General features: G+C 56.4%; 6 protein-coding genes, 2 tRNA genes and 2 rRNA genes (1 of these 10 running past the window's edge). 2 read left to right on the forward strand and 8 right to left on the reverse strand.

Features of this window, described 5'->3' with window-relative positions; translation table 11 throughout:
- Positions 1 to 12 precede the first annotated feature (12 nt).
- Entirely contained in the window at positions 13 to 516 is a 504-nt protein-coding gene (locus ROO76_20390; GenBank protein MDT8070531.1) for a DinB family protein, read from the forward strand.
- A gap of 79 nt (positions 517 to 595) precedes the next feature.
- Here the strand turns inward: ROO76_20390 and ROO76_20395 are convergent, their stop codons facing one another.
- Positions 596 to 1,516 (reverse strand): cation diffusion facilitator family transporter, encoded by a 921-nt coding sequence (locus tag ROO76_20395; protein ID MDT8070532.1) that lies wholly within the window; start codon positions 1,514 to 1,516, stop codon positions 596 to 598.
- A 185-nt stretch (positions 1,517 to 1,701) separates the two neighbouring features.
- On the opposite strand from ROO76_20395, the gene ROO76_20400 reads away from it, so the two are divergent.
- On the forward strand, positions 1,702 to 2,265 hold the full coding sequence (locus ROO76_20400; protein ID MDT8070533.1) for a BON domain-containing protein: 564 nt from the start codon (positions 1,702 to 1,704) through the stop codon (positions 2,263 to 2,265).
- 91 nt (positions 2,266 to 2,356) lie between these two features.
- Here the strand turns inward: ROO76_20400 and ROO76_20405 are convergent, their stop codons facing one another.
- From ROO76_20405 to ROO76_20435, 7 genes are all read right to left on the reverse strand, one after another.
- Positions 2,357 to 5,608: a carboxypeptidase regulatory-like domain-containing protein gene (locus tag ROO76_20405; GenBank protein ID MDT8070534.1), complete on the reverse strand. Its 3,252-nt coding sequence runs from the start codon at positions 5,606 to 5,608 to the stop codon at positions 2,357 to 2,359.
- A 477-nt stretch (positions 5,609 to 6,085) separates the two neighbouring features.
- On the reverse strand, positions 6,086 to 7,195 hold the full coding sequence (locus ROO76_20410) for a hypothetical protein (protein ID MDT8070535.1): 1,110 nt from the start codon (positions 7,193 to 7,195) through the stop codon (positions 6,086 to 6,088).
- 250 nt (positions 7,196 to 7,445) lie between these two features.
- Positions 7,446 to 8,174 carry a hypothetical protein gene (locus ROO76_20415; GenBank protein MDT8070536.1) on the reverse strand — a complete coding sequence of 243 codons (729 nt, stop codon included), beginning with the start codon at positions 8,172 to 8,174 and terminating at the stop codon, positions 7,446 to 7,448.
- Positions 8,175 to 8,742: 568 nt separating this feature from the next.
- A 5S ribosomal RNA gene (gene rrf / locus ROO76_20420) occupies positions 8,743 to 8,860 on the reverse strand.
- A 190-nt stretch (positions 8,861 to 9,050) separates the two neighbouring features.
- Positions 9,051 to 12,004, reverse strand: a 23S ribosomal RNA gene (locus tag ROO76_20425).
- Positions 12,005 to 12,356: 352 nt separating this feature from the next.
- Positions 12,357 to 12,432: transfer RNA gene (locus tag ROO76_20430), tRNA-Ala, on the reverse strand.
- Positions 12,433 to 12,450: 18 nt separating this feature from the next.
- Positions 12,451 to 12,476 (reverse strand) — tRNA-Ile (locus ROO76_20435) (it continues 51 nt past the right edge of the window).

The raw sequence follows: 12,476 nt of genomic DNA on the forward strand, positions 1-12,476 counted from the left end.
GCGGGGTGGATTGTGGCCGAAACCGCTGAACAGTACAAAGCACGATTCGCAACCTACACCGAAGGCAAGGATCCCGTCGCCATGCAGCGCGAGGCTCCGCAGGCACTCGCACGACTGATCGAGGGCGTTCCGGAACCAAAGTTAAAGGCCTCTCCCGCACCCGGCAAATGGTCCGTGACCGAAATTCTCATGCATCTCGCGGAAGACGAGCTCACAAGCACCTGGCGTTACCGACAGATGTTGGAACATAACGGGATCCAATTGGGTGGTTTCAACCAGGAACTCTGGGCCGAGTGGAGCGACTATGCCTCATGGGAACCGGCGGAGGCGCTAAATATGTTTCGCCTGCTGAGGGAAGCCAATCTCAAGATGTTCGGTCGCCTTAACGACGATCAGTGGGAACGGTATGGCATCCACGCCGATCGCGGAAGGATCACGGTGCGCGAGCTCTGCCGCCACATGGCCGCACACGACATAAATCACATCGAGCAGATACGAAGGATCCTAAATTCTTAAAGGGATGCCTCGCTGGCGCTCATGACAACCTCAACATTCGAGTTCTGCGGTTACCCGATCTTCGGTTCCTCGGTAGGCTTCAGTGTGTGTGCCGGTGCTGGTCCCCTTCGGGAACGATGATGCAGCCATGTGCGATGTCGCAGACGACATGCTCGAACTGGATGGTCGTGTGCAGGATGCGGAAGCGCTCGGCGAGCATGCGTTGCACCTCGCGCATGATGCTCTCTGACTCCGATGGCGGAATGTCCGCAATCGCGATGTGACAGGAAAGCGCGTGACTTTCCGAGCCGATGCTCCAAATGTGCAGGTCGTGTACGTTGTTCACGCCGCCGATATCGCGCAACGCCAGTTCTACTTGCTCCAACTCCATCCCTAGAGGCGTTCCTTCCAGCAGGATATTCAAACTCTCACGAATGATGCCGAATGACGACCACACGATCATCACTCCAATGAGGATCGACAGAACCGGGTCGATGTAGTTGTGGCCCGTAAGTGCGATCGCCAGTCCGCCCAGAACGACCGCGAGCGTTGCAAGCGTGTCGCCGACCATGTGCACGAGCGCGCTCCGAATATTCAGGTCGGAGTGCGTCCGCATCAGCATCCAGGCAATTACGCCATTAACAACCACTCCGATGCCGGCAACGATCATCATCGTCCCTGAATTCACCGAGACCGGGTTATACAGACGTTGTACCGCCTCATAGAAGATGAATAGCGCAATCAGCACGAGCGTGCCGGCATTGACGAACGCTGCCAGAACTCCGGCGCGGTGATAGCCGTAAGTCTTGGTGCTCGATGGTGGGCGTTCCTGAAGGTAAGCCGCGCCCCATGAGAGCAGCAAGGCGAGGAAATCGGAGACATTGTGTCCCGCCTCGGAGAGCAGGGCCAACGAATGTGCACGCAAGCCGGTCACGACCAGCAGGGCAATGTAGCCCGCAGTAAGCAGCAGCGCGAACCGAAGGACGCGCGAGCTGTTGCCGGCGTGAACGTGGGCATGCATCTGTTTCAGTCTAGCGGCGGGGGAGCGGGCATTCAAGGCACGTTATCACCGGAGGTGGCCGTAAGGAGAGCTGCTGTGGGTGGCCATATCCGACCAACCCAAGTTCGCTCTCGCGGCTTCCAAGAGAGAGTCGCCGTTCGTTCATGAGAGACACTCTGGCCAGAAACATGGAAGAGGTGAGGACGATGAAACAGCTTATCTTCGTATTAGGAACTTTGGCGTTGGCGGCGTCGCTCGCTGCTGGTCAGACCTCTATCAACACTCCGCAGCAGGCCTCACCGGCGCAGCAGACGCCGGGCGCGGATGTCCAGAACAATGCCGCTGGCAGCATCACTCCTGGCCAGCAGCCCACGGCGACCATGCCCACCACGGCAAATCCGAATCCGACCACGCAGGATCCGACCGCGCCGACGACTCAGCAGCCGGCTCCGCCGCCGCAGGCGAAACAGCCGAAGGGGCAGAGCCCAACCGTGCCGCAGGGCGAGGCTCCACTGCCGAGCAGCAACATCTCCGATTCAGCCAGCCTGCAGCAGCAGCTCGACCAGGCTTATCAGAGCGAGCCTTCGCTGAACGGATCGAAAATCAGCGCGGAAGTCACCGATTCGCATGTTGAGCTGACAGGCACCGTGCCGTCCAACAGGGACAAGATCACCGCGGAGCGCATCGCGAAGTCATATGCGGGGAGCCGGAAGGTCGTGAACAAAGTGTCAGTAGCTGGGACGCCGAGTTCATCGGAGCACAGTCACTGAACAGCTCTAGTTCAAGTGATTCCAAAAAGAACCCGGCGGAGATTTTCGTATCCGCCGGGGGAGTAGTCGTGAGCGATCTTAGCTGCTGTGACTAGAAGATGAATTTGAACCCGAACTGCGCTTCGAACGGAGTGCCGGGGTTATTGCTGGTGATGAGCGTGCCGTTCGAGTAGCGCAGCTTCATGAAGTTCGCGTTCGGAGTCCACTGGTCGGCCGCGGTCCCCTGGAACGATGGGATGCCGCAGGTAGTACGCGAGCTGGCGCAGTAGTTAGTCGTGGTCGTGCCGGAGTAGGTCAGGTTCATGAGGTTGAACAAGTTGAACATCTCCGCCGACAGTTTGATCTGCATGGATTCCGTGATCTTGATTCCCTTCTGAACGCGGAAATCGACGTTCGTGAGGCCAAGATTCCGGAATGCGTTGCGTTTCTGGACGACCCCATAGGCCACGTAGGGACGATCGCTGCCGGAGCCGTCTTTGTTGAGGTCGGAGCCCCCGCCACCAGTGAACGGCGAGCCCGAGACAACGCGAAGCGCGCTGGACAGCTCGATGTCCCAGGGCAGGAAGAACACCGGTTGAGCCACGAACTGGTGCTTGCGATCCAGGTCGGAGAAGTTGTAGTCGCGGGTCCAGTTGTACTCATCGGAGAACTGGAATCCGCTGGCATTGCGCTCCTGGTCATCATCCGACAGGTTTTCCGAAAGCGTGTAGTAGGCGTTGACCTGCCCCCACTTCTTCTTCCATGCGGCGCGGAAAACTGCGGAGCGATAAAGCGCCTTGGCACCAGATTCACGAACGTAGACGCCGCCGAGCGTTGGTATCGGACGCGTGCTTGTGCTGTAGATCGTGCGGCCGGCGACGTCGACGTTAGTACTTGGTGCCAGGTTGAGATCACGATTACGCTGGTTATAGACGGTCTTGATCCAAGTGCCGTCAACGCCGACCAGCAACCCCGGGGCGAGTTCATGTTCCAAACCGAAGCCAGCCTGGTACGACCGCGGGTTATGGAAGTTATTCTCTGTGAAGTACGGCGATGCACCAGCATACGGGTTGTACGTCCCCCCGTTCGCCGCCGTAATCGCAGCCGCGATCTGTTTCACCTGGTCAATGGTGAGATCGGGCAGGCTACCAAGCGAATAGGTCGCGAGGTCGATGCCCACGATGTTGAACATGCGGTAAACGGTGTTGCAGGGAGTGGTAGCCGGGTCAAGTCCGGCTGCAGCATCGATGGACCCATAGCAGCCCTCCACCGGATTGGACGAGCGCAAGCCACCGTTGCCGAAACGGACTGAAAGGTCACCTGGCGGTTCGCGGAAGTTGTTGACCGTCGCAGCATAGAGCAACATCGGCGTGGCGGCGTAGTAGATGCCACCGAAACCGCGCACCACGGTTTTTCCGCTGCCCCCTGGGGCCCAGGCAAAGCCCAGGCGAGGAGCGAACTGCTTGCTCTGGTTGGGAACCTTGGCTGGATCTTCCGTGTAGCCGTTCGGGAACGTGAAGCCGTTAACCAGCGGATACATCGCGTTGTTGTTGACCGGTGTCGGGTTCAACTGCGCTTCCCAACGCAGGCCATAGTTAACGGTGAAATTCGGGAACATCCTCCAGGAATCCTGGATGAACGCGCTCAACTCTTTGCCGGTCATCGCCGCCTTCAGATTGCCGAGCTGATGCGAATAGTAGGAACTGGGAGTGTCATCGGCACCAATAGGAAGGCCTGTAGAACTATTGAAGTCCTCCCATCGATTGCCCAGCGCCGACAACCACGCTCCCGTATTGCTGCTGGAATAGTTGAACTGGCCATGCTGGTTGAAACCAAATGTCTGCGCAGCCGACAACTGGTTAAACTCGAACCCGAACTTGAAGGTATGTGACCCGGACATGCGGGTGACATTGTCGACGAGTTGCACGCGGTAATCGTGCTCCTCGTTCTGCCCCAGGTAGCTTACCGTTCCGTACGATCCGACGGCCCCAGCATTGGCTACGGTTGGCGATTGGGAGTTTGCCACGCGTGGACGGATTTCCTTCGTATACTGCGCGCGAAATTCGTTGGCGAAATGGGTGAAGTAGCTGTCGAGGGCGCCGACAACGGTGCGCGTTCTGTCGAGTTCGTCGCCGTTGTTGGAGAGAGCCGAGGTGACCGTCGGTGACAAACTGGTGCCGACCGAGTTTGCATTCTTGCCCTCATAGTTGCTGTGGTTATACCGAACACTCAGGCGGTTCTTTTCGTTGATCTGATAATCGCCCTTGATCAGGAACAGGTACGCGTCGTTCGTCTGGGTGAAGGGGCCCTGCAACGTCTGGTAGAAATCGAATGCTTCGGATTGACCGGCATTGGGAGTGAACCCAACCAGGTTGGGGAAGAAAACCTGGTGCGGAATTCGCTGCCGCTGCTGTTCATAGCTGCCGAAGAAAAAGGCCTTATCCTTTTTCACTGGACCGCCGACCGAACCGCCCCACTGTTGAAGGGTTGGGTTCGGGTTTACCACGCACGTGGTACAGCCCTGAGCAGCCAGGCTGGTCGAGATGGTGTCGAAGTACTCGTTACTCGCACCAGCTCCGGAAGGACGGACGGTATAGTGGCCGTTGCCGTGAATTGCGTTGCTGCCGGACTTGGTGACGGCGCTGATGACGCCGCCAGTCGAGCGACCGAACTCAGCAGTATAGCCGGCACGGACAATCTGGAATTCCTGGATCGAGTCGAGTGGGATGGTCGGCGCAAACTGGGCGCGTTCACCACCCTTGATTCCGCCGAAGAACAACTGGCCGAAATCGGCCCCATCGATCTGGACAGCTCCGGTGTTCACCATCTTCTGCCCGGTCATGCTGATGCCGCCGCGGCTGGGATCCGTCTGCGCAGCGGGCGTGGTGTTCAGGATGTCCTGGAAACGAGCGCCGTTGAGCGGGATGCTCTGGATGACGGTTGCGCCCACGAACGTTTCGGCTTCGTGCCGCGCAACTTCAATGGCTTCGGCGGTGACGGTGACTTCTTCCTTGCGTGCACCGACGGATAGAGCCGCGTTCACCTCGGCCGTGCGGCCGACGTTGACTTCAACTTCTGCGGTGCTGGTCCCGAACCCGGTCTTACTAATCTCTACGGTGTACTTTCCGGGAGGCAGCAGGACGGCTCGGTACAACCCATCATTCGTGGTAGTGACGGTTTGAGTGAAACCCGTGGCGGTGTTGCTCACCTTCACGGACGCACCCGGGATAATGGCGCCGCCGGCATCCTTAACTGTACCGGCAATCTGGCCGGTACTTGCCTGCGACTGGCCCCACGCCTGGATGCCCAGCACTAACAGCATCACAAGCAGCACGCACAGGCTTGACTTTGTTGATTTCGACATCTCGGCTCCTTCTCCTTGTCTCAGACGGAAACGGTTCAAGTCTTGCGCAAACAGATTGGTACGGATGTTCGACAGCAAGCTGCGAACAGCGAAACTCTGGGATCAAGCTGGTCTCTCTAGCGCGATTCCGCTAGAAATTTCTGGCTCATGCTCCTGTGCGCCAAGCAAGGAATGGGGAGAGGAACTTGCCCGGCACGGACCATCTCATCTGTCGTGCAAAGCAACTTGGGGAAACTGGTGATTTACGTCTTTCGACGCAAGTTGATTAATAGCACCTTCCGGCCACTCTGAAAATTTAAAAATGCATGAAAACACGCGCGGAGTGCACTGTTTACGGTGCAGGACAAACCTTACTGCAAAAGAGGAAGGCCACGCTGCGTGTGAGCAACGTGGCCTTGTGGGGCCAACTGCTTCGCTATTGAGGAAATTTATCCGCGGCGACGATTCACTCTCCCATGCACTTGTCGCGCAGGAGTTCTACTTGTCTGCCTTCGAGCATTGCTCGCCCGTATCAGGCTCATTCCATCCATAGGCGCGGAAGCGATCCGTAATCACCTTGACCGTTTTCACGCCATCGATCTCGGCCGGAATGGCCCCATGAGCGCGACCCTGCTCCAGGTAGATCACCAGCACAGCGAGTCCCGGATTATCGGGATCTTCCCCGATGCCGACGCCCTGAACCGCCGGGTCGGCAAACAGCGCGTGCGCATTTCGATCCTTTGCAATCTTGGCGCGAGCGTGCTCCGACTGTGAGATTCCCATACTCTGACCATGCTGGCCGCCTGTTCCGGCACCGGCGCTCGGACATGTTACGGAGTGTCGACTCTTGCTGCCAACAAATGTAACGCCTAGCGCGTTGATCACGTCGCCGATCGGATTCCCGATCGTCGTAGTGCTGCTGCCCGCGAACAACAATGCTACCGGCTGAGTGGTATCGGACGCCACGATCAGTGAACCCGAGTCACCGCCGGCGCTGAAGCTGCTGGAATTGACGACAACCTGGTTGGTGTAGGAGATTACGAACTTCTTCCCCTGGTTGCAGCCCTGTTGATATCGCACGCTGACGTCCGTATCGATGGACCCGATGGTCCCGCAGGTCAGACCAGTGGTGCGCCCGGCCTTCGCAACTCCAAGTCCCACCGCAGGCGCCGCAGGAGTGGACGACGGAACGCCAACAGTTAGAATCTCTCCGTCAGACGCGACTTGGCCGCTTCTGACCTGTGCCAACGCAGCGTCCACGTTCTGTGTGCCGAGCGGCGGCCCCGTTGTGTAATCTGCCACGATGTTGCTGTTGGTATATCGGCAGCTTGTATCGACTAACCCGGGCTGGGAGATGTCTTCGCCGACGGCGGCTTGACCTGTCCTCGCCAGCACGTGGTTGTTACTCAGGATGTAGTCGATACCATTCTTGCTGACGAGGCTCCCCAAGGTTCCCGAACAGCAGAATGCTTTTGATGCGTCATTTACGTTTCCTCCGGAAGTTCCCAGCAGAATCGGAGGTGTCTGTTTTTCCTGGTAAATTGTTTGCGCTAATGCGGAGAAACTGAAAAACGTCAGAACTGCCAGGGCAAACGGTAGGCGTCTCAAGGTTCGACCTCCTTAGACCGAAATTGAAGACGACGAAGTGGACCCGTTGAATGCCGCAAATGGTATCCCCGCCAAGTGACGAAACGCAAGTACCGCAAACGGAAAAGGCCACGCTGCTGATTAGCAACGTGGCCTTTGTATTATCCCGGCGACGACCTACTCTCCCATGCACTTATCCCACACAATACAAACGGCCTGCAGGGCTTAACTACCGTGTTCGGAGCAGAACGGGAGTACTCGTTTTTCATCGTCAGTAGAGTGGCTTTGAGAAGTGCGAGTGCACGATTACGCTCGGATCATTTTCCAACACCGGCGGTAACGGCACAGATCGATCCTTGCGTTCATCGCGAATGACGATTTCAATCTTCGGCTTCAGAGCACCCGCCTCTTCCGCCGTCAGCGCACGAATTTGGTCATGAAGGCATGAGACGACACTGCGGAGCTCGGCGCGGCGATGCTCTAAAGCCGCCCGCAATTGTCGCGCGTAGCCAGATCCGCCGCTCCACTCGATTGCCACATGAGGGTACGCGTTTGCGGCATCGTTCAAGCAATAAGACTCAGCCAATTTGTTGAGGTATTGCGCGCGGTATTGATCCCGATTGCCATCGTTGCAGGCGCCGGGGTCGTCGGGGGGATTGTCGTAATTGCCAGCTTCAAGGCGGAGATAGTAAACATCGGTCGGGCCACTGATCAGGAATGTCTCCGTAGGCGAGGGAAATCGTTCCGGGAACTGCGTCAAGTAATAGGTGCCCACAACGGGCCAGCCCGGTTTCGGACTTCGCGTGAAATTCATGCATTCACTCCCCGAGCCAACGCCGCCGCCGGTAGCTGATCCGGGTTCGGTCACGGTGACTTCAACATGTTGCGTGAACCTCTCCAGGAGAAGAGCCACAAATCCTGGAGTTCGGTTCTTCAAGAGGACGTTCCCGGCCGCGAGCCAATTCCAGTTCGCCTTCGCCTCTCGGAAAATATCAAGCATAGCTGGTTGGGTGTTGTCGGGAGCACCGACGAGCAGGATCAGGGTTTGAGCGGAATACTCGGGATTAGCTTACGAATGTCCTCTGCGGGAACCGCAGCGCGCAAAGTGATGAGTGTGTCGAGAACCACGACTAGAGAGTCGCGTCGATCACGATCCGCTTGCGATGAAGGTTGACTGACGGGCGTGTACTCCCTAACTTGCCGGATGAGTTCAGGAATTAAATCTCGCAGATTGTCTTGCTTCGTGAGCCATGCGCCCCAGGCAACGTGCCGGGGATCGGCAGAGCTCAACCACTCACGCGCCCATTGTGACCGCTGTTGGGAATCGGCGCGGACCAGGAGCGCTGGATCGGATGTTGAACTCTGCGAGGAGGTTTGTGCAGTAAGCGGGGCGAGGAGAACGAAGATAACGAACGGCAACACGATTATGCGCCGATCCATACGCCCCCGAGTTTAACACTCAATGAAGAAAGCAGATCCCTCGCTGCGCTCGTGATGACAAATTGAACTGCCACTTCTGTGCGCAAACGGAAAAGGCCACGCTGCATTAGCAACGTGGCCTTTATTTATCCCGGCGACGACCTACTCTCCCATACACTTATCGCGTACAGTACAATCGGCCCGGCAGGGCTTAACTTCCGTGTTCGGGATGGGAACGGGTGTTTCCCCTGCGGTATGATCACCGGAAACTTGCTGTCGGCGCGCCTTTTTGGGGCGCGTTTTCGCTTTCCGACAAACTTGAAAGAACTTAAAAACGAGTGACACTGAACAGCATTGGGTACCTCACGGCAATCAGTTTCTACCGCCGTGAGGTTGTGCATCCCGCGTAAATCAGTTTCTATCTCGCGGGAATGCCTGCATGCGCCAAGTAAATTTTATGGTCAAGCCGAACGGGCGATTAGTACTGGTAAGCTCAAAGCATTACTGCTCTTACACATCCAGCCTATCAAACAGGTGGTCTTCCTGTGCCCTTCTTCACCCTTAGGGTTGGGAGATCTCATCTTGTGGAGTGCTTCACGCTTATATGCATTCAGCGTTTATCACAACCGAACTTCGCTACCCAGCCATGCCGCTGACACGACAACTGGAACACAAGAGGTTCGTCCATCCCGGTCCTCTCGTACTAAGGACAGACCCACTCAAATCTCCTACGCCCACACCAGATAGGGACCGAACTGTCTCGCGACGTTCTGAACCCAGTTCACGTACCGCTTTAATAGGCGAACAGCCTAACCCTTGGAACCTTCTACAGCTCCAGGATGCGATGAACCGACATCGAGGTGCCAAACCGCTGCGTCGATATGAACTCTTGGCAGCGATCAGCCTGTTATCCCCGGCGTACCTTTTATCCGTTGAGCGATGGCCCTTCCATGCAGAACCACCGGATCACTAAGGCCTGCTTTCGCATCTGCTCGTCTTGTTGGACTCGCAGTTAACCACGCTTATGCCTTTGCACTCGACGGCTGATTTCCAAACAGCCTGAGCGTAGCTTCGCGCGCCTCCGTTACAATTTAGGAGGCGACCGCCCCAGTCAAACTACCCGCCTCACTATGTCCCTTTCCCGGTTGACGGGAATAGGTTAGAACCACAGAATTCGCAGGGTGGTATCTCACCGTTGGCTCCTCCAAACCCGAAAGCCTGGAATCAAAGCCTCCCACCTATCCTGCGCAGCAAATGCCATAGTTCATAGTGAAGGTATAGTAAAGGTGCACGGGGTCTTTCCGTCTAGGTGCGGGTAACCGGCGTCTTCACCGGTACCACAAATTCGCCGAGAAACTCGTCAAGACAGTCGCACGATCGTTACGCCATTCGTGCAGGTCGGAACTTACCCGACAAGGAATTTCGCTACCTTAGGACCGTTATAGTTACGGCCGCCGTTCACCGGGGCTTCAATTCAAAGCTTCGCCTTGCGGCTAACCTCTCCTTTTAACCTTCCGGCACCGGGCAGGCGTCAGCCCCTATACGTCGTTTTCGACTTTGCAGAGACCTGTGTTTTTGTTAAACAGTCGCCGTGCGCGATTCGCTGCGGCCACTTCGGGCTTTAAACCCTATTGTGGCACCCCTTCTCCCGAAGTTACGGGGTTAATTTGCCTAGTTCCTGAACGAGCCTTCTCTCGAGCGCCTTTGGATATTCTCCTCGTCTACCTGTGTCGGTTTGAGGTACGGTTTCCCTAATTTCTCCTTAGAGGTTTTTCTTGGCAGCGTGAACTCAGCGGCTTTTCCCCATACGGGTATGCTTTGCGTCTCACCGTTAATGACCCGGCGGATTTGCCTACCGGATCCGGCTTGCACGCATCGATCGTAATAGTCATGTTACGACCCGCCTATCCTTCTGCGTCGCCCCATCGTGATAACGAAATCAGGGAAGGCCCGGAATATTAACCGGGTGTCCATCAGTTACGCCTCTCGGCCTCACCTTAGGGACCGCCTAACCCTGAGCGGATTAACCTTTCTCAGGAAACCTTAGACTTTCGGCGCGGAGGGTTCTCACCTCCGTTATCGCTACTTATGCCGGCAGGGTCTCTTCCTCAGCAGTCCACGAGTTCTTTCGATCTCGCTTCAAACCGCTGGGAATGCTCTCCTACCACGCATGGTCAAAACCATGCATCCATTGCTTCGGTATTCAGCTTGAGCCCCGTTGAATTATCGGCACCGGACCGCTTGACCAGTGAGCTATTACGCTTTCTTTAAAGGATGGCTGCTTCTAAGCCAACCTCCTGGCTGTCTGGGCGTTCCGACATCCTTTCCCACTTAGCTGAAATTTTGGGACCTTAGCAGATGGTCTGGACTGTTTTCCTCTCGACTATGAAGCTTAGCCCCCACAGTCTGACTCCCATGCTGGTTGTCCACGGCATTCGAAGTTTGGTTGGATTCAGTAAGCTGGAAAGCCCCTTAGTCCATCCAGATCTCTACCACCGCTGCAAATCACATGAGGCTAGCCCTAAAGCTATTTCGGAGAGAACGAGCTATCACGGAATTTGATTGGCCTTTCACTCCTACCCTCAGCTCATCCGAGCATTTTTCAACATACACCGGTTCGGTCCTCCAGTGGGTGTTACCCCACCTTCAACCTGGCCAAGGGTAGATCATCCCGCTTCGCGTCTATTCCTGCCAACTGAACGCCCTATTAGGACTCGCTTTCGCTACGGCTCGCTTCCGCTTAACCTCGCTGACAAGAATAACTAGCCGGCTCATTATGCAATAGGCACGCGGTCAGGCATTCCCTTACGGGCATAGCCCTCCCACTGCTTGTAGGCACACGGTTTCAGGTACTATTTCACTCCCCTCGCAGGGGTTCTTTTCACCTTTCCCTCACGGTACTGGTTCACTATCGGTCAGTAGGTAGTATTTAGCCTTACGGAATGGTCTCCGCAGATTCCCGCAGGGTTTCACGTGCCCCGCGGTACTCAGGTGCCCGCTTCGAGTCCAGATCGTTTTCGCCTACGCAGCTTTCATGCTCTGTGGCGCCTCTTTCCAGAGGGCTTCGACTAACGGCTGGATTGGTAACTCTACTGTTGCGGGTCCTACAACCCCCACCGAACCCGAAGGTTCGTTGGGTTTGGGCTCTTCCGATTTCGCTCGCCACTACTTTCGGAATCGAGGTTTCTTTCTCTTCCTCCAGGTACTGAGATGGTTCACTTCCCTGGGTTCGCTCGTACCCGACTATGGATTCATCGGGCCGTCACACGGTTTTACCATGTGGGGTTTCCCCATTCGGACATCCCCGGATCAAAGCCTGCTTGCGGCTCCCCGAGGCTTATCGCAGCTTGCCACGTCCTTCATCGCCTCCTACTGCCAAGGCATCCACCATGCGCCCTTAGTAGCTTGACCACAAAATTTACTCAGCGCACCCGAATCGCTTCGGTTACTTGAGCAAACTTCTAAAGTCTTGCTTTGCTGTTGTTGTTACGTCTCACGACGCTTGGCACAATGTCTCCCGACATCGCACCCAGCAAAGGCACTCTTAGTTTGATTCTCGGCTTATACAGATTTTCCCAATGCTATTCAGTTGTCAAACATCGTCCCACCGAATCGCTTCGATGTCCCGCTTCTGCGGGTTATCGGACAGCTACAAGCTGTCCAAAGTTCGGCGTCAACGCGACATATCTATGATGACCGGCTTACTGATACTTCGGTCGTCACGGTGACGCCCAACTTTGTACAGGTTTGCTTTCAGAAGCTTTGGTGGAGCTGACCGGGATCGAACCGGTGACCTCATGCTTGCAAAGCACGCGCTCTCCCAGCTGAGCTACAGCCCCTTCCCGTACGGGGACAAGTGGTGGGCCTGGGTAGAGTCGAACTA

The organism is Terriglobia bacterium (genome assembly GCA_032252755.1).
Lineage (GTDB): Bacteria > Acidobacteriota > Terriglobia > Terriglobales > Acidobacteriaceae > JAVUPY01.

Coding starts and splice junctions, on each gene's coding strand:
- ROO76_20395 (MDT8070532.1), bottom strand. CDS start 1,516: ATGCATGCCCACGTTCACGCCGGCAACAGCTCGCGCGTCCTTCGGTTC.
- ROO76_20400 (MDT8070533.1), top strand. CDS start 1,702: ATGAAACAGCTTATCTTCGTATTAGGAACTTTGGCGTTGGCGGCGTCG.
- ROO76_20405 (MDT8070534.1), bottom strand. CDS start 5,608: ATGTCGAAATCAACAAAGTCAAGCCTGTGCGTGCTGCTTGTGATGCTG.
- ROO76_20415 (MDT8070536.1), bottom strand. CDS start 8,174: ATGCTTGATATTTTCCGAGAGGCGAAGGCGAACTGGAATTGGCTCGCG.